The 16,782-nt window shown below is 36.4% G+C and carries 32 protein-coding genes and 1 tRNA gene; 20 read left to right on the top strand and 13 right to left on the bottom strand.

Annotated elements, in window-relative coordinates:
- Positions 1–16: 16 nt before the first annotated feature.
- The 13 genes from ABN080_RS11540 to ABN080_RS11480 all read right to left on the bottom strand — a co-directional run bounded on the left by ABN080_RS11540 (position 17) and on the right by ABN080_RS11480 (position 6,791).
- A complete protein-coding gene (locus tag ABN080_RS11540; protein WP_247850236.1) occupies positions 17–547 on the bottom strand; it encodes a hypothetical protein in 531 nt (176 codons plus the stop codon).
- A gap of 2 nt (positions 548–549) precedes the next feature.
- Positions 550–708 carry a hypothetical protein gene (locus tag ABN080_RS11535; protein WP_247850237.1) on the bottom strand — a complete coding sequence of 53 codons (159 nt, stop codon included), beginning with the start codon at positions 706–708 and terminating at the stop codon, positions 550–552.
- Positions 690–1,160, bottom strand: a complete 471-nt coding sequence (locus ABN080_RS11530; protein ID WP_247850238.1) for a lysozyme — start codon at positions 1,158–1,160, stop codon at positions 690–692. Before ABN080_RS11530 ends, ABN080_RS11535 begins: the two co-directional genes overlap by 19 nt.
- Positions 1,160–1,429 carry a phage holin family protein gene (locus tag ABN080_RS11525; protein WP_069367018.1) on the bottom strand — a complete coding sequence of 90 codons (270 nt, stop codon included), beginning with the start codon at positions 1,427–1,429 and terminating at the stop codon, positions 1,160–1,162. Before ABN080_RS11525 ends, ABN080_RS11530 begins: the two co-directional genes overlap by 1 nt.
- A 147-nt stretch (positions 1,430–1,576) precedes the next feature.
- Complete coding sequence (gene psiE / locus ABN080_RS11520; protein ID WP_063109078.1) at positions 1,577–1,984, bottom strand: phosphate-starvation-inducible protein PsiE; 408 nt, start codon at positions 1,982–1,984, stop codon at positions 1,577–1,579.
- A gap of 83 nt (positions 1,985–2,067) precedes the next feature.
- Positions 2,068–2,145, bottom strand: a tRNA-OTHER gene (locus ABN080_RS11515).
- Between the two features lie 339 nt (positions 2,146–2,484).
- Positions 2,485–2,625 carry a cold shock small protein YmcF gene (gene ymcF, locus ABN080_RS11510; protein WP_419775812.1) on the bottom strand — a complete coding sequence of 47 codons (141 nt, stop codon included), beginning with the start codon at positions 2,623–2,625 and terminating at the stop codon, positions 2,485–2,487.
- Positions 2,626–2,632: 7 nt separating this feature from the next.
- Positions 2,633–2,845, bottom strand: a complete 213-nt coding sequence (gene cspE, locus ABN080_RS11505) for a transcription antiterminator/RNA stability regulator CspE (RefSeq protein WP_041701226.1) — start codon at positions 2,843–2,845, stop codon at positions 2,633–2,635.
- A 304-nt stretch (positions 2,846–3,149) separates the two neighbouring features.
- Positions 3,150–3,533: an antiterminator Q family protein gene (locus ABN080_RS11500; protein WP_270756514.1), complete on the bottom strand. Its 384-nt coding sequence runs from the start codon at positions 3,531–3,533 to the stop codon at positions 3,150–3,152.
- Positions 3,533–4,507: a DUF7146 domain-containing protein gene (locus ABN080_RS11495; protein ID WP_197269964.1), complete on the bottom strand. Its 975-nt coding sequence runs from the start codon at positions 4,505–4,507 to the stop codon at positions 3,533–3,535. The genes ABN080_RS11500 and ABN080_RS11495 overlap by 1 nt, the downstream gene beginning before the upstream one ends.
- Positions 4,504–6,069 carry a DEAD/DEAH box helicase family protein gene (locus ABN080_RS11490; RefSeq protein ID WP_270756517.1) on the bottom strand — a complete coding sequence of 522 codons (1,566 nt, stop codon included), beginning with the start codon at positions 6,067–6,069 and terminating at the stop codon, positions 4,504–4,506. Before ABN080_RS11490 ends, ABN080_RS11495 begins: the two co-directional genes overlap by 4 nt.
- A 256-nt stretch (positions 6,070–6,325) precedes the next feature.
- Positions 6,326–6,574, bottom strand: a complete 249-nt coding sequence (locus tag ABN080_RS11485) for a hypothetical protein (RefSeq protein WP_072065067.1) — start codon at positions 6,572–6,574, stop codon at positions 6,326–6,328.
- Positions 6,567–6,791, bottom strand: a complete 225-nt coding sequence (locus ABN080_RS11480; RefSeq protein WP_072065068.1) for a Cro/CI family transcriptional regulator — start codon at positions 6,789–6,791, stop codon at positions 6,567–6,569. The genes ABN080_RS11485 and ABN080_RS11480 overlap by 8 nt, the downstream gene beginning before the upstream one ends.
- 95 nt (positions 6,792–6,886) lie before the next feature.
- Here ABN080_RS11480 and ABN080_RS11475 point away from each other — a divergent pair, with 95 nt between their 5' ends.
- The 20 genes from ABN080_RS11475 (at position 6,887) to ABN080_RS11380 (ending at position 16,778) form a co-directional block, all read left to right on the top strand.
- Positions 6,887–7,594 (top strand): LexA family protein, encoded by a 708-nt coding sequence (locus ABN080_RS11475; protein ID WP_072065069.1) that lies wholly within the window; start codon positions 6,887–6,889, stop codon positions 7,592–7,594.
- A 34-nt stretch (positions 7,595–7,628) separates the two neighbouring features.
- A complete protein-coding gene (locus tag ABN080_RS11470) occupies positions 7,629–7,970 on the top strand; it encodes a DUF3024 domain-containing protein (RefSeq protein WP_072065070.1) in 342 nt (113 codons plus the stop codon).
- 79 nt (positions 7,971–8,049) lie between these two features.
- On the top strand, positions 8,050–8,775 hold the full coding sequence (locus ABN080_RS11465; RefSeq protein ID WP_196576295.1) for a HipA family kinase: 726 nt from the start codon (positions 8,050–8,052) through the stop codon (positions 8,773–8,775).
- The gene (locus ABN080_RS11460; RefSeq protein ID WP_196576294.1) at positions 8,768–9,646 is read left to right on the top strand and encodes a hypothetical protein; all 879 of its coding nucleotides are present in this window, start codon (positions 8,768–8,770) and stop codon (positions 9,644–9,646) included. The genes ABN080_RS11465 and ABN080_RS11460 overlap by 8 nt, the downstream gene beginning before the upstream one ends.
- Before the next feature lie 209 nt (positions 9,647–9,855).
- The gene (locus ABN080_RS11455) at positions 9,856–10,062 is read left to right on the top strand and encodes a hypothetical protein (protein ID WP_072065074.1); all 207 of its coding nucleotides are present in this window, start codon (positions 9,856–9,858) and stop codon (positions 10,060–10,062) included.
- Between the two features lie 2 nt (positions 10,063–10,064).
- Positions 10,065–10,274 (top strand): hypothetical protein, encoded by a 210-nt coding sequence (locus ABN080_RS11450; protein ID WP_072065075.1) that lies wholly within the window; start codon positions 10,065–10,067, stop codon positions 10,272–10,274.
- Positions 10,255–10,431, top strand: coding sequence for a hypothetical protein (locus tag ABN080_RS11445; RefSeq protein ID WP_166539812.1), 177 nt, complete (start codon positions 10,255–10,257; stop codon positions 10,429–10,431). The genes ABN080_RS11450 and ABN080_RS11445 overlap by 20 nt, the downstream gene beginning before the upstream one ends.
- A complete protein-coding gene (locus tag ABN080_RS11440; RefSeq protein WP_349441095.1) occupies positions 10,421–10,825 on the top strand; it encodes a hypothetical protein in 405 nt (134 codons plus the stop codon). The genes ABN080_RS11445 and ABN080_RS11440 overlap by 11 nt, the downstream gene beginning before the upstream one ends.
- Positions 10,822–11,121 (top strand): hypothetical protein, encoded by a 300-nt coding sequence (locus ABN080_RS11435; RefSeq protein ID WP_196576293.1) that lies wholly within the window; start codon positions 10,822–10,824, stop codon positions 11,119–11,121. The genes ABN080_RS11440 and ABN080_RS11435 overlap by 4 nt, the downstream gene beginning before the upstream one ends.
- Positions 11,118–11,540, top strand: coding sequence for a hypothetical protein (locus ABN080_RS11430; protein WP_109402536.1), 423 nt, complete (start codon positions 11,118–11,120; stop codon positions 11,538–11,540). Before ABN080_RS11435 ends, ABN080_RS11430 begins: the two co-directional genes overlap by 4 nt.
- A gap of 74 nt (positions 11,541–11,614) precedes the next feature.
- Entirely contained in the window at positions 11,615–11,968 is a 354-nt protein-coding gene (locus ABN080_RS11425) for a hypothetical protein (RefSeq protein WP_196576292.1), read from the top strand.
- Entirely contained in the window at positions 11,955–12,161 is a 207-nt protein-coding gene (locus ABN080_RS11420; protein WP_052038446.1) for a hypothetical protein, read from the top strand. The genes ABN080_RS11425 and ABN080_RS11420 overlap by 14 nt, the downstream gene beginning before the upstream one ends.
- A complete protein-coding gene (locus ABN080_RS11415) occupies positions 12,158–12,634 on the top strand; it encodes a hypothetical protein (RefSeq protein WP_036934671.1) in 477 nt (158 codons plus the stop codon). The genes ABN080_RS11420 and ABN080_RS11415 overlap by 4 nt, the downstream gene beginning before the upstream one ends.
- Before the next feature lie 11 nt (positions 12,635–12,645).
- Positions 12,646–13,344 (top strand): Rha family transcriptional regulator, encoded by a 699-nt coding sequence (locus ABN080_RS11410; protein ID WP_166539807.1) that lies wholly within the window; start codon positions 12,646–12,648, stop codon positions 13,342–13,344.
- Positions 13,344–13,925: a hypothetical protein gene (locus tag ABN080_RS11405; RefSeq protein WP_349441094.1), complete on the top strand. Its 582-nt coding sequence runs from the start codon at positions 13,344–13,346 to the stop codon at positions 13,923–13,925. The genes ABN080_RS11410 and ABN080_RS11405 overlap by 1 nt, the downstream gene beginning before the upstream one ends.
- 12 nt (positions 13,926–13,937) lie before the next feature.
- The gene (locus ABN080_RS11400; RefSeq protein WP_166539806.1) at positions 13,938–14,546 is read left to right on the top strand and encodes a hypothetical protein; all 609 of its coding nucleotides are present in this window, start codon (positions 13,938–13,940) and stop codon (positions 14,544–14,546) included.
- The gene (locus ABN080_RS11395; RefSeq protein WP_349441093.1) at positions 14,546–14,863 is read left to right on the top strand and encodes a hypothetical protein; all 318 of its coding nucleotides are present in this window, start codon (positions 14,546–14,548) and stop codon (positions 14,861–14,863) included. The genes ABN080_RS11400 and ABN080_RS11395 overlap by 1 nt, the downstream gene beginning before the upstream one ends.
- Positions 14,860–15,048 carry a helix-turn-helix transcriptional regulator gene (locus ABN080_RS11390; RefSeq protein WP_072070108.1) on the top strand — a complete coding sequence of 63 codons (189 nt, stop codon included), beginning with the start codon at positions 14,860–14,862 and terminating at the stop codon, positions 15,046–15,048. The genes ABN080_RS11395 and ABN080_RS11390 overlap by 4 nt, the downstream gene beginning before the upstream one ends.
- Positions 15,049–15,358: 310 nt before the next feature.
- A complete protein-coding gene (locus tag ABN080_RS11385; protein ID WP_349441092.1) occupies positions 15,359–15,589 on the top strand; it encodes a DNA polymerase III subunit theta in 231 nt (76 codons plus the stop codon).
- A gap of 70 nt (positions 15,590–15,659) precedes the next feature.
- A complete protein-coding gene (locus ABN080_RS11380) occupies positions 15,660–16,778 on the top strand; it encodes an acyltransferase family protein (protein WP_277262933.1) in 1,119 nt (372 codons plus the stop codon).
- The last annotated feature ends 4 nt before the right edge of the window (positions 16,779–16,782 follow it).

Raw genomic sequence — 16,782 nt, 5'->3', positions numbered from 1 at the left:
CATTAAACCCGCGGGTCTATTTTTTTACTTTCTTCGCTTCAATTTCCCGTATTGCTTTTAATTGCTCATTAGCTTTTTCTATTGTCGATAACAAGGAAGGTATCCATAATACCACTTGGCAATATGTTAAAGTTCGGACGGTAGAGGCACTAACACTGGTTGAGTCAATGTCTTGGGTATCTCTATACATTGACCGTAACTCATAGGTGTGCTTGAGCACCCCATCAGTAATATGTTGAGGAACAAGCAAATCACAAGTCGGCTCTTTTTTAAGGATCGTTCTATATTCAATGATTTTCTCCTGTGATTTTGCATCTACCTGAATGCCATAGCGGTAGGCTGTAGTCGCTATTTGATTAAATCTATTAAATTGAAATATCTGATCACTTAACAGCTTTGAGTAACTATTATTTTCTTTTGTTAATTGCTTATTCTCTACTATTAAATTATCTCTTTGAGTAATGATATCTTGTATGATGTTGGCAATATAACCACCAGCGACAATTCCTACCATTACAATGACAATGTAAAGTTTCCAATGTTTCATAATTAGTACCGACGATGTGAGAGAGCTATCTGACAACGCTTGTCTAAGCTTGCTTTATCGTTAATACATGAATTATCAATTGAGAGATAAATGCCACCAGCGACTGTGATGAGTAATGCGAGGATAAAGCTGATAATGATGATTAAAGATTTCCATGACATAGTGCTGACTCCGCATCTCTACGACTGACTAGCCCTCGCCATACCTTTCCACCTGCATAAACCCATCGTTTCATTTCTTCACAAGCGCCATACTGATCGCCTGCGTTTAATTTCTTTAGCAACGTAGAACGTGCAAAAGCTGTGGTACCCACATTAAAGGCAAAAGAATATAGAGACGCTTTTGTTTTATCATCCAGCGGTACTTTAATCAGGGTATCAACTTGCTGCTGCGTTCTAATAAAGTCTTTCTGCAGTAATTCGTCACACTCTTGCTGTGTATATGTCTTACCTTGAATGATGTCATTTCCAGTGTGGCCATAACAAACCGTCAGAATTCCAGCAACATCACGGTAAGGCTCGTAACGAACACCTTCAAAGTAACCAATCACTGTTATCGCAATACTTACCGCACCAGCACTCGCAACTGCAGCTACCTTTTGTTTTAGGTTCATTAAATGTCCTTTTTAGCTTTAGTTAGCATCTCGCCAACTATCTTTTCTATGTCTTGCGGATCGCTAGAACAATTTCGATGAACTAATTCAGCAAATAACGCTGTTCGTTTTCGTTGTTCTCGCCATGTCATCAGATAAGTTGCTAATCCAAGGAGCATGCTGAATCCCATCCCTATTACAAATCCCCATTCATAAAGTGAGAGACTTGCAAAAAAGGCAGTTAAGCCAGCTGTTCCGTAGGTAGCATTGGTCAATTTTTCCATGCGCATAGTCACCCCCTACGGAGTGTCCGAGTTTAGTTAAAGAGATACAGATACACAGTTTTTATGTGAAGTAATCAGTATGTGATTGATACTATGATCTACGTATATAAAAAAAGGCCGCACGTGGCGACCTTTTAAATGAGATACTTTAGCTTATTCTGGCTTCAATCTTTCTGCATTAGCAATATACAATGCAATAACTAGAATAAGGATTGTTCCTGAATATACGATAAGTAATTGCGGATTTTTATGTTCAACAACAATAAGTCTAATTACAGCTGTGATAGCGATATAAATAAAATATTGTAATGGAAAGTGATAATTTGATTGAAAGTATTTAATAATTAAGGCAATAAACTCAAAATAAAGAAAGTAAATGATAAGTCCATCAACTAATAAATAAATTGAAACTGGATCACTAACTGTAAACAACAAATTAGCAAGAATAATAGTTTCTTTAACTAAAAAAATTATTAAAATAATTGCAAGCAATATCAGGCCAACACTACTAATCCATTGTAAAACTCGACTAATTACTTTTGTTTGATTTAGTCCTGTCATAATAACTCCTAAGAGTTTATGCCCCTAATATCAAGTTTTCTATAGATTAAAATAAAAAATAGATGAGAAGCTTTATATTTAATTGGGCCGCCATCAAGGTATCGAACCTCGACTTTTAGTTTAAATAAAACTAAATACTCTCCCAGTTAAGCTAATGGCGGAATGAATTTACCTGAACCAACGAACTATCATAAATGCAACTAAGAGCAATAAAGCAATGATAATTACATTCCGTAAAAAAGCGGGGATTAGATGTAATAGCGCAGACCAATTCATAGGCATCTCCTTAGGAAATCATTCCTTTAGATACCACATCTATTTTCGATAAAAACTTGCAAATGCAAGGTTTGCTGTTGATAGCAATGAGGTATGTTTACTCTTCTAAGTTTACCACACACTAATGAATATGTACGTTTTAAAATATAAAGGGATCATCTTTAAATTTAAGCAACAAAAAAACCCCGCCAAAACGAGGTTTTATATATTCAACTATTTAACGCTTAACTCATTTGAGCAGCCATCACAGCCTTACAAAAAATACATTTTGCACCGTGTGGATTGTTCACTGTAACATCAAATTGTGATGTTCTATATTGTGAACCGCTACAACAAGGACATTTAAAATAGAGGCGAATAGTAATAGCGCCTTTAGAGAGCCACCACGTTGCCTGCTGCTGGACCTTTCATACCATTTTCAATGGTAAATGAAACTTCTTGGCCTTCCATCAGGGATTTGAAGTCATCACTCTGAATTGCAGAGTAATGTACAAATACATCTTTACTTCCATCTTTAGGAGTGATGAAACCAAAACCTTTATCATCGTTAAACCATTTTACTGAACCAGTCATTGTATTAGACATAGAATTTCCTTTAATTTGCCATAAGGCATATGAGGGTTTGTTTTTTATTTTTACTTATGGGAATTAATTAGAAGGAATTCGCAATGAAGTGGTATCGAGGATAACGCTAAACGGTGAACAACTTTAAACTGACTAACATAAATAGGCCTGTACTTCCAAACCAGTGATGTTATTAAGCCATAGATAAACTCAGATAGCAAACTTTATTTTATATATAAAAACCCCGCCGAAGCGAGGTTCATAAGTTGGTTGACCTTGATGTCAGTCTTATCACAATATCATCATTTTTACGTACGTAAAGTTTTTATATGATTTTTTCTACGTATCGATCCATCTCTAATGGAACATTTAGCATCATTAACATACCTTCTATTATTCCTTCTGCCTTTTGTAATTTTTTACCTATATGCCCATCAGAACAATTGTGCTTGTTAGCAAGTTGCATAAATGTCATTCCGAATAAGTAATAATCAAGCAATAGATCATGCATATCACTATTCTTTTTATTTAATTGCGCCATGCAACTAGAAATAATTATTGCATCGTCTTCACAGCATTGAGGACGAGCTTTAACCTTGCTTGGTATTAATCCACTAAATCCCGCAGCAATCGAATACCATTGAACCGACTCTGTATTATCTGCCGACCATGCACCCCATCTTTCTAATACCTGTTGTATATCACGCATTACGCCACTTCCTTATGTTGTCTTGAAAATACTAACTCTCTTACCTCACAAGCTTCTGTTAGCATGTCATTAAAATCACCATTATCAGGCCATCTCACACTGACCGTTTCTACATCATTATTAGAAAGTAGGTTTTTATGTGCGCACTCCATAGCTGCAGAATGACCTGCCGCATTCCAATCCATATCTGTAAAGATAACAAGGTGGATAACACCTTTTGGTGCTTTGAACTTTTTCATGAAGTTAGTATTGATGACCGACCAAGTATTTACACCATAGAGTTGCTTACAGGAAAGTGCCGTCTCGATACCTTCAGCTATGCCAAGTGTGGTATCAACAGAAAACATTCTTATCGCGACAGATTCTGCATACTCTAAATAATTGTCATCCTGCACTGCAGTCATTTTCTTCACAACATCAAGAGGTGCTTTTTTATCTCCTTGTAAATATGTTCTGTGTAAATAACAAAGTTGTCCTTTTGCATCTGTGGCTAGTGACCAAATAGCTTGAAATTTGTCAGAACTATTTCGAACAGGTTGATGATCACAATAACGGACATTATCCGCTGGTAATTCAAAAACTCCTCGGTTCTGTAAATACTGCATGGCAGGTGTATTTTTCAGTATGGGTAATTTTGAATAACAGGCGGTGATACGCTGAAATAAATTCCCTTTTGGTTTCTCTTTTGTTGTTGGTATTTCTTTTTCTCGGTGATTACCAATCAACACATCAATTTCATCTGCTAATGTTTTAAAGTCTTTACCTTGTGTTCTTTCTAACAATTGAAAGCCATTACCCGAACTACACGTACAAATGTAAGTTCCTCGCCCGTCTTTATCGTCAATACGAAACTTTCCTTTTTGCCCGCAGATAGGGCACTTTCCTTTAAAGTGCTTACGCCCCGTTATAGGAGGTAACCCATAATGTGCAAATATTTTTGCCCATAGCCCTTTTACGGCATCAATTGTATTCACAGTAAACCTCCTTGCTGTGGCTGGTGGCTAATTTGGGTACGTAGATTTTGAATATTGACTTGCGCCTTCTTGCGAGATTTAGCAAAGGCAATTTGTTTATATTTAATGAAGTTGCTCACTTCAGGTGTGATTTCTTGTGGCGTGTTGTGAAAACCTTGTGGCCATACACCAAATTTATCTTTGAAGGTATTGGAGACCCAACCATCACTGATGGGCTTGCCCTGTGTCGCACGTTGATTCTGGTAGTATTTCAATTGAGACCACCAGCTTTGCTTATCTTCTCTGGTGTAAGTGCGCTCTTTTTTATTCAGTTTTTTTATGTTTCGGCTGGTATCAACATCGATATCTTCACCCACTAAAGGTTTAAACCCACATTTAGGGCAAACATAAACACCTGCAGGTTTCATGTAATGGCAAGAGGAACATTCTTTCGGTTTCTTCTCTCGTTTTTCTTGCTCTCTGCTAGACGAAGATTCACTCATACCGTCGTTTTTGGTAGGCAGTTCGTCATATTCAATATCATCGGGATAACCTAAGCGGTGAACTGAGCCGGAGTGATCAAAAATAAGGCAAGTCTCTTTTCCTGGTGCGGTACGTAATCCTCTTCCAATAGCCTGACACCAACGAATCTCTGATTTAGTTGGACGGGCGTAAATAATGCAACGGACATCACTATCAAAGCCGGCAATCAATGTTCCCACGCTCACAAGCACCTTGGTCGCGTCTTGCTCAAACCGATGAATAATGATCTGACGCTCATCATGTGGCGTATCTGCAGTGATCACCTCAGCATTCACACCTGCACGATTAAATTCGACGGTGACAAAATTGGCATGACTGACTGTGACGCAAAAGCAAATCGTAGGTAGGTTTCGACCATTCACCAACCAGTTATCAACAATATCCCCCACCAAATCAGCACCACTCATAATTTCAGCAATTTCAGCTTCTTTGTAATCACTGCCGAACTCTGCGTTGCTGGACGATTTTACTTTTGATAAGTCTGGTTTAGTTGGTGCATAGAACTCATATGAGCTTAAATCACCACGCTTGATTAACTCTTTCATGGTGGTGGGCTTGATTAGTGTTTCGTAGTAATGACCAAGGAATGGTGCAAAAGGCGTACCGGACAAACCAATTACCTTGAATTCACTTTCACTGATCACTTCTAATATTTTCTTACGGCGTAAATGCGCCTCATCGATAATGAGTAAATCGATGCTGTCTGGAAAATCTCTACGAATAACGGTATCTGCTGATGCAATTTGAATTAAACGGGTCGGATCGTAATTAGGATGATCGCGCCATACATAGCTAATCTCTTCGGCTGGCAAGCCATACTCAATAAAACGACTGGCTGTTTGATCAATCAAAATTGTGTAAGGAACAAGAAACATCACTCTCATTCCACGCTGAATATGTCCATCAGTAATAAACGCAGCTAATGCCGTTTTTCCGCTTCCTGTTGGGCTATAAATCATGAATGTTCTATTTTGCTTCCATGCCTGACGTAACATCGTCAATCCGCGTTCCTGTGCAAAATTTGGTGTGATTGTTAACATCGGTTTCCTCATTTGATAATTAGCACTGCCAAAGGAAGGGATTTATTTTTATCTGGACGTCTAAACGGCTATTGGCTTTTTAACTCCTATAGAGATCTATATTTAAGATCTACTCACTCCCTTGGCTGTGCCTTCCCTAACACCCCTTTCAAAGATCACCCCCCTTTCCCCCCTAGAAAGTTTTCCCCTCTTCCCCAGAAAACAATCTAGACGGCTAAACGTCTTAACTTCCAACATCTCCTAAATCCAATCACTGTTAAATCGATAACGGCTTTGCTGTATAACCTTGCATTGCTCTCTGATAACGCTTTATGAACTCTCTTAATCTCACGTTAGCCTCATGACGAGCTTTGTTGTCTTTACGGTAGGGAACTTGTTCTCGTTCCCATTCCGTTTGATACACTTCTGAATATTTAACTAATGCCTTTTGCCTCATGCTTGGGCTTAACTTCGTGAGTTGTTCCTGAATCCACTTAGCATCATCAGGAAAGTAGTGATCAGGCATCGGCATATTGATTTGGTGCACCTAATTGCTCCTTGATTTTGTTTGGAAATGGCTTTATTTCTTCAGCTTCATACCCTCCTAAGCCATTAGTGGAAATGTAAATAATTCGCCCTTTTCGTAAAGCTTGGCTAATTGCAGTTTGATGTACGCCAAGTAGCTCTGCAGTTCTTCCTTGCCCATTTTTTCTAACAAACTCGGATAAAAGTTCTTTTTGCATTTAATGCCTCCATAAACAGAATAATACTATAGATATTATAGTAATCAATACCTACAGTATTGGAATATTAATATTAATAGTATTAGGATGTATTCATGAAATTAGAGAAAAAACTGACGACAGAACAGCTTGAAGACTGCTATAGGTTGAAAGCTTTGTATGAGTTAAAGAAAAAAGAGCTTAATCTAACTCAGCAGCAAATAGCTGATGAACTAGATATTAGTCAAGGAGCCGTTGGCCATTATCTTAATGGGCGAAATGCTCTTAACTTACAAATTGCCTCTGTTTTTGCTAAAAAACTACAAGTATCAATATCTGAGTTTAGCCCATCCTTAGCTAAAGAAATAACAGAGTTATCAAAAGGATTTGATGCAAATGTTAGCAACCCAAGGCCTTATCGACCAGCCCCCAAATACCCCGTTATTAGCTTTGTTCAGGCGGGGAATTGGACTGAAGCCTGTGAACCATATACGTTGAGTGAGATTGACGAATGGTACGAGTCTGAAGTTGCTGTTCAGGGATCTGCTTTTTGGCTTAAGGTTGAAGGTGATTCAATGACAGCGCCAACGGGTATCAGTATTCCTGAAGGATCATTGGTTCTAGTTGATACAGGAAGAGAGCCTATAAATGGAAGTTTGGTGATAGCTAAACTGACTGAAACAAATGAAGCAACATTCAAAAAACTTGTCTTGGATGGTGCTAAATATCTTAAAGCACTAAATCCTGCTTACCCGGCTATTACGATCAATGGCAACTGTAAAATTATTGGTGTTGTTGTTCAGATGATGATGCGCTTTGTATAACGAAATGGCCTGACGACACGTTTTAGGAGGAAATATGGCGTTTAACAATATTGAGATAGCAAATATTAGACGGTGTATGGAATTTTTCATGGAAAAACGCCGCCCAGCAGAGCACCTAAGGGATGAATTAGATTTACAGTATCGTATCGAGGACGACTCAGTAATTATCTTTGAAATTAGGCAACTAATATGGAGTGATGGCAGAGTAGAAGAACCTATAGCAAAAATCACACATAATAGATATTCGAATTCATGGTCTCTGCTTTGGATGGATAAAAATAGTAACTGGCACAACTGCGATGAAAAAATGTTAGGTAGTTTCTCTGACGCTATTAAGCTCGTCGAAGATGATGTACAAGGCTGCTTCTTTGGGTGACGACACGTTTTAGGGTGTGGTTGAATTTACTTTCAAAGCTAGATTAAATTATCTACTACAATAAAAACTGAGGAACCCAATGTTACGCTTAGGAATTTTATTGGATGGAGCAAAGCCAATTGGAGAAGGAATTAATGGCGCTTTAAGAGGATTTGCTATGGTTGGTGATGAGGAAATTTCAGTAGTAGCTAAACAACTGCCGGAGAAGGAAATAATTTGCGAAATATTATGCGCTAAGTTAGGGCTGCTACTAGATCTACCCATACCTGAGCCGTTACTTCTAGTGAACTCACAAAAAGAATACCTATTCGGAAGCACTGATATTGGTTACCCAAATCTTGCACATTACTTAAATATTGAACATGATAGTGAATTAGCGCTTAAGCTTTTAAAAAAATGGGTTCATTTAAAAAAATCATCTTTCTTTGATGAGTTGATTTTTAATGCTGATAGGCATGAGGGAAATATACTTTTTGACGGTGCGACATTCAGCCTAATTGATCACGGGCTTGCATTGCACGAAGGATTCCCAGATGACTTTAAATGGAATAATATTCTATTCTCATTCATGCTTAATGACTGTGACTCAGATAGTGATAAGTGCAAAATAAAAAACGATGCAAAGACTTGGAGTGATCAATTAACTGAAATAAATATCATTGATAACATTGAGTTAGAAATCTCCAATATAAATTCACCTCACAAAGAAACATTGATAAATATCTTGACGAAAAGAAAAAAAATGTTACTTTCATTTATCAATAATAGACTCCCTTCACAACAAATGGATTATGTAAATGTTTGATTTTGATGAGTTATTTAAAAAATCAAAAGAAAACCCATTATACTCCGCGTCTTGGGTTCCGGTTTACTTTGAACCAATGATGGGATCTGGTGAAAAATTTACCGTTGTGATTGCAGCCATTGGCTATGATGGGGTCGTCAGGGTGTGTAGTACAATACGACCACATGTAATAAAAGCCATGTATGGCAATAAACACTCTCAATTCAATTCACTCATAAACGTTATTATTAATAGTTTAAATACTCATCTTAGAGAACAGCAAAATTTCCATGGGTGGATATCACCAATTTCTGGCGTAAATGTGGGTGATATAACGAAATCGCAATCCACTGATATGACTGGTGTGTTAAGACAGGCGATACAACTAACCGCCAGCCTATCTTCGCTTGATTTTTTTTCTGAAGAAAATAACGAAGACCAGTATTCATCTGAATTCACATGGACGAGCCAAGTAAAGGATAGTGTTATCAGATCTAAGCCATGTTATTCCCCCTACTTTAATCGTGAGTTTAAGGTTGCAGGAGAGGCTAGGGCTACAAAAATATTTTTCCTTAGTGACCGCGTAGCCATAAATACAGATAGGATAATTCCAGGTCAAATAGCAACTCATTTGGATAGAAGTAAGGCTCGTATTTTCGATCTGCTCTCCGTAAGAGATATGGATATATTCACCCGAACCGCCTTTGAATTTATTGTATATAGGCCAGAAGATAGTGATCCTACGTATAATAAAAATCAAATAAAAAGACTAAATGAAGCACTTCTTGAGATACAAGAAGTTGGAGATAAACATTCCATCCGGGTAGTCCCGGTAACCACGCCACATAAAGCAGCTAAAAGAATCATAAAGGCAGAATTAAGCGCAGCCTAACTAACCCCAGCCCTCTCCGCGAGGGCTTTTTTGTGTCCTCTCCCCTCCAAAGAAGTGATCTTCATTCCAATCTGAGATTTATTTGAAAATAAATTATCCGAAATATCAATAGCTTTTATACTAAAAACAATATTTAATACTTTAAGTATTGAAGTATAATAATACTTAAAGTATTATTTATAGTGTCAATTGAAAATAAAGGTGTAAATATGACCACTATACATTCTACCGCAATCCTTAATTTACCGAAACCTGACGTACATACAGGCGTAATATTACCTATGTTCTTGTTTCGTTTCTGGACTAAAACTGAGAATCCAGAGAAAAAAGAAGTTATGGCTACCAGTGCTGAACAAGCTAAAGAGTTACTCGGTAGCAATGTTGTTTTCTCTGCTCAATTTCCTTGCGAGGCTTAATTATGGCTCACGAACTCAACTTAGAATCTGTTGCAAAAAAAAGCTCTCAATTAAATGCACTGTTATTTCAACTAAATAATCTTCGAATTCCTGAAAGCCCTGATGTTGAAACTTTAATAGAACTAGCGCATGAATTATCTGGTGATGTTGTTAACTGGATTCTTGAAGAAAATGCTCAGAGAGATAATGATCATGGCAAAAGAAATAATTAATGTAGATAGCGGAAAAATGCCAGATACATTACATCGAGTAAAAGCATTCTTAATTTTAGCTCAGTTTATTTCTCGTAATAGCGAAGAGCGAGCAATTCAACTTAGCTTATTATCTCAAGCAGAAGATGAAATCGATGAGGTTTTAAATGATGAATAACACTAAGTTAAAAGAATCCGCTTGTGATGAATTACTTTATGCAACTTCTATTTTAAATCTCATTATCAATGATAACGTAACACCTAGCGATAATATGTTTAATGCGATTGAATCAGCAGTAGCCAATATAGAAAGAGCTAAAGAAAGTGTATCGAATATTAATACTGATAAATCACCAAAGCCTATCGGTGAAATTAAAGTCAGTGATAACGATACAATTGAAACGGCTGTCGGGTGTATTTTAAACACATTAGAAACTACAATTAATTTAAAAGTAGCTGAAGAAAGTGGTCACATTAAAAATTACGACATTCAAATTACAAATTTAATCCAATCAGCAAAATTAAATTTAGAAACCGTTTATGAAAAAGTAAGTTTCACGGAGGCGCAATGAATATCGATGAATTAATTGTTCTTCCTGATTTAAACAAATTATCGGAAGGCGAGTTGGGAAAATTAAGAGCAAACTTAGACTTATCTATTGATTCACTCATTACAGGAATGAAGGTATTCGGCGATTTTATGTTTTGGGCTGATGCTAATGAAAATTATCCCAATGGTAAAGATCATCTTGGTGATGTGGGATTATTTTTAAGCCAAGTGTCATTATTGATATCAATATTAAATGACAAACTTGGTGGAATTGAATACGAAATATCAAATCGAAAAATAAAAGGAACACGGGAATGAATAACCAACACGAAGCTATTGAGAAAGCAACTGATAATCAAATTACTATTGCTATGCGCCCTGTTTATATTATTTCAGGTGCTAATCGTGCTTACTTAAGTGAGCGTTCAGCATTAAATAAGCTAGCAAATATTCTCACCGAGCGTGAACTTCATAAGGAAGGCATTGAGACTAACTATGAAGGTGAACAATGCGAACTTGAAAATGGCACAATCGCTTTTAAGCGTGGCGAACCTACCGAACACTTTATGGATCGCAAGGAAGCTAAACTAACCGAACTCCAAGAGCGATTAAAGCAAGAGCGTAATATTGAACGATTACAAAAAGAATATGCTAAAGCTGTCGCTAAATATGATGATGCAGAAAAAGAAGCTGATAGACTATATTACGAATTAAATAATGCTTTAACCAATAAATAAATCATCCACTAAATAAAAATTAATTATAGCGTTCATGCTAGGGATTGCTGCGCTCTAAATCAGGAGTAAGCAACATGGATAAAATTAATTTACTTGAAATAAGAAGAAAGCGTTTTATCAACTCAGTGCTTATTTATATTAAACAAAATGGAAAGAAAGCTGAGTTTAAATCAAAGTTAAATAATAAAACTGTTATTACAGAAATTAGCTTTGAAAATTTAAATAATTTCTTCCGTGATGTCTATGAAGAAAAAGATTGCCGTCAACGTTGTAAGTGGAGTGATAAAGATATCTACAATACTTATGAATGGTTATATAACTTAAATGGCTCGATTTCTGATATGGGTAAATTCATGATTGATTATATTGTTGAGTATTTACCTCCTTACTTAAATGGAGAGGAATATAAATATCATGACGTATTCTGAATTCATGAAAAAAGGTAAGCAATTAGAGGGGAAAGGATTTTATAGACGCGCACTAGAGCAATATAACCAAGCTTTTATTATCGCAGATCCACCAGCTAAAGGCGCAATGAGTTATCAACAAAAAATAAGTAATCAATCATCTAAGCGTTGTTTAGATAAAGCCAAAATTAAAATACCGGGTGGCATGTTATGAATAGTAAAAAAATGACAACAAATGAAATCATCGAATATTTAAAAGAAAAAGGTTTCCCTGCTTCCTTATTAGATAAAGAAGCTATTAAGTCAAATCGTAAATTAACACCAGAAGAACAAGAAATATTTGTTAAGCACATTGTGGATAATTTAAGAACGATTGTAGCAAATAAATATTTAATCTCCTGTGTAACGCGATTCGGTCCTGGTCTTAATGAGCAGTTTTCATTTAGACACAAAAATATTGTTGTCGATTTGGATTTAAAAATTATCGAGAAGCTACTCATTGTAAAAGTTGAGTCAGTCATTCTCGATCAGTCAGGCGATGGCGTATTCGCCCTGTTCCGTTTTTACGAAGGTAACAAAGCAAAAGGCGAAGAAGGTGATAAATGGATGCAAGACATGCTTGATCAACTACTCATCAATAGCGCCACTTTGCTTATCTCACAAGGTAAAAGTCAATTAATACACTAAGGATAGTCAATATGAATAATTTAATTAGCACCAATGCGTCAATGACCTCTAAAGAGATCGCCGAATTAGTTGGTAGCCGTGAAGATAGTGTTAAAAGAACTATCGAACGGTTGGCAGAGAAAAATGTTATATCCGAACCACCAACGGTGGATGGGATTAAAGCAGCAAACGGAACCACTCCACTACATTATGTTTTCACAGGTGAAAAAGGTAAACGAGACAGTATCATTGTCGTTGCGCAACTGTCCCCAGAGTTTACAGCTCGGTTAGTTGATCGCTGGAAAGAACTTGAAGATGAACGAGTCAAACCAAAATCACAAGCAGAAATTATTGCTGCTATGGCGCTGGCTAACTTAGAAAGCGAACGCCGTATATCTCATGTAGAGCAAAAAGTTGAACAAGTGAATGAAGTCGTTGAGCAAATAAAACAAGGAACGATCCCTGTAGGTTGGGTTGGGTACTCTCTGGCGAGAACTAAATCAGGTATGACGGTGGATAAATGCAAAACACTCACCAAACAGTTCAATGTTCGCAAAAATAAAATAACTATTCTTACGCCCGAAGGTATGCCTAGGCCTATGGCCATTATTCATGAAGCTGATTTTATATCTGCATTCAAGGCAATGATGAGTGAAGCCGAAAAACGTGGCACTCGCTGGCATCATCCTAAAATGGGATTGTTTCAGGCAATTGGCTGGGAGGGTAAATAATGGCTTATTTTACTGATACTAGTAATGGCGTTATTTCTGATGATGGTGCTTTAATTTCTTACTCTGAAGCTGTAACAGTCCTTGAATCAGGTCAATACGATAAAGAGTTATTGAAAGGTTTATATTTAGTCGCTGCAGTCATGGGTAAGTTAGCTGATGAACCTGAAACATTAACACCTGAACAGAGAATTTCTGTCTGGCGCTGGGTGGTAGCAACTTGCTTTATTCGTGAACTACAAGAAAAGAATGGCACCACTGAAATTCGTAATGAAGAAGGCGGTGTTGATCTTGCCACTATTTACAGTAACGGAGAAAACGCTTTAACCATTTACCCAGCTTCTTTGCGCCTTTGTCTTGCAAGCCATTTTGAAAGCATTCTTATCGAAGAGTTAGGGGGTATCTATAAAGATTATTGTCCTGACTTCATCATAAAAGCCTATATCGGCTTTCTGGACATCTCCCTTGAACATGGTCCTCGCCTATCAGAAAAAGGACGTGAAGGGCTCTGTATTCTTCATGATGATTATATTCGCGAGTTAGAAGCTAATAACGGATTTCTAGCTATGCCAACTATGCACTAAGGACGGTAAAAAATGACAACTAAATTACCTTACATCGAGACAAGCCAATTAAGAGCTGCACTTACATTATTAAAAATGAGTGATGATGTTCGTCTTGTTACTAACTGTGTACATATCAACGTTGAACATATCGAAGTGTCTAATGGGCATGTAGTATTACGCATGAAACACAACTCTGAATTCAGTGATGATATTGTTATTCAATTTGATGAAGCAATTCCTAGCGATGCTGAATATACACATATTAAATCATATGACGATGGTTCTTATGTCGCTATTCATTATAAGCAAGAGAAGGATGAAAATTTCTATCCCTACTATAAAACAAAACTCACTTTAATCAAAGATAAGTACCCGTCATTTAATCGTCTTTTTGAGCAGGAATTTATTAAAGGTGAAGCACCTTTATTGCAGTCCATGTATTTAGCCTTGCCTTATCTACTATTTGGCCGTGTTATTACGGGAATGCTGAAAACAAAAGATAGCAAAAGTGTGCTTTTCGATTTTTCACTTCTGACAAAAAAATCATTTGGTGATCCTAAATTACTTGTATTAGCAGTGGCTGATAATGCTTTTGATATTGCTGATAAAGTTTACAGCTTAATTAAGGATGATGATTAATGACAACTTTAGATTTCAATCTCGTTAGTGTCATCAAAAATGCAGGTAGTGATCCCGGTGATATAACTGATGCAGTCTGGAAAGCCGGTTATCGTAAAACAGATTTTACCACTGAGCAGATCATTGATATTGCAGTAAGCATGACGGGTGATTCTATTTGTTTAAAATTACCCCATGACACCTTACCTAAGACTTTAGATGACATCAGTAAATATCATTTAAACGATATCATTTTTGATACCCATTGGGATAACCCACCAGCGACTATCGCACAGTGCATTATGGAGAACGGGCATAGGGAAGGAAATAAAAAATGACAACTGTGACTCGATACATTAAGTGGAAGGAAATGATCCAGTTAACTGGCAAAAGCAAACCTACAATTTGGAGAATGTACGCAAAACGAAATGAGTTTCCCAGACCAGAAAGAACAAAAGGTGGTACGTTTTTAGGCTGGCCAGAACATGTCTATGAAGAGTGGGTTAGAAGTGAAAAACTGTAATGCTAACTTGACCCGTTACTTGACCCGCATCTCTTGCGGGTTTCTTTTTAAAACCTTGTAACTCATTGATTTTAAATGGTACGCCCTACAGGATTCGAACCTGTGACCTACGGCTTAGAAGAACGTAGAGCATCATTTAACATCATGAAATAACTAGATTTATCCTTGTTCGCATTTAGTTTTGTGTAGTTACGTGTCGTTAATAACCTCATAATGTCGTTGATGTGTCGTTGTGTACGACACAAAAATGACACACTCCAAATTTATCCCACCCTGCTATACTCTCCAAAAACCACCAACCGGATCCGTTATGAACCTCGCAAACCTAACTCAAGAAGAAAAAGACAAAGTTAATGTCGATTTGGCCGCTTCTGGTGTCGCATATAAAGAACGACTCAATATGCCAGTTGTTGCCTCGGAAGTTGAACGACAACAACCAGCACATTTTCGCGAGTACTTTAATGAGCGACTAGCGTTTTATCGTGAGAGAAGTAAGAAACTGCCAGATGGGAATTCAGTGCAGTATTTGAAAATAGAGTGATTAGTGATCTCCGTCTAATTGAGTGATATTATTCTGCAAATTTATTAATAGATTGGCATTTGGATATAAGATGAATGATATTTTGCCTCATATGACAATATACAATTTAATGTATGCGTCGTTTTTTCTAGTTACTGCTCTTTTTTTCTCATATATTTTAAATAGATATATTTCAATATCTCCAATGGGAAAACATAATGACCTAAGTCTGGAAGGCTTAAGAGGGTTAGCTTGTATTCTTGTTTTTATAAACCACTCATATCATGCTGTCTCCGCTATTGGAATAAAATCTCCCGTTTTTAACATTGAGCCAGCATCCGCTTACGGAAAAATGGGTAGTTTTGGTGTTGCTATTTTCTTTTGTTTAACTGGTTTTTTATTTTCATCTGCAATAAAAAGCGGAAAAATAGATATTTTGTTTTTCAAAAAGAGAATATATAGACTTTTACCTGCATACCTTTTTGTTGCAACTCTTGTTCTGTTTATATTTATAATTCAAAAATATGCAAGGATAACATCATTTAATGATGTATTAATCATCCTTCAAAGAGTTTATGGCTTTGGTTTTTGGGGGAGTGGAATAAAGCTAGGTAACACTTTAGATGGTGGTTTAAATGTTGTTATATGGACATTACCATATGAATGGAAATTTTATGCTGCGATACCTTTTCTAGCATGTGCTTATGCGATCAAACCGCTAAAAATAGCATTGATACCGTTTGCGTTAATTGTTATGTATCTAGGTTATCAGAGTGACACAATACTTTGGACATATTTTATTACTGGTTTTATAGCTTCATTTGTAAGTAAAACAGAAAATAGAATAATGAAATTAATATCATACATATTACTAATTATATTTTTTACATATGCTGTATATGGAGATTTCAAAGCATATTCATTTGAAATGTATATATATATATCATTATTTTTTATAATATATCTTTATTGTAGACCTTCATTGCTTGAATATAAGATTATATCAAGTATTGGAATTATAAGTTATAGCTTGTATTTGTTACATCAACCAGTCATGAATTTGACATTTAGAGCAATATCATATTTTGTTGATCTAAAATCAATATCCACAAAAGAATTCATGTCCATACAAGCTTTATCAATAGTAATAGCTATTTTGACATCAATGTTTTTATATAACAAAATAGAGAAGAAATTTAGAATAAAATAATATC

The sequence above is a fragment of the Proteus sp. fly-1089 genome (genome assembly GCF_040138965.1).
In the GTDB taxonomy this organism is placed as follows: Bacteria; Pseudomonadota; Gammaproteobacteria; order Enterobacterales; family Enterobacteriaceae; genus Proteus; species Proteus vulgaris_B.
Note: the sequence above shows the minus strand (reverse complement) of the source record. Positions and strands in the feature narration are given on the sequence as shown.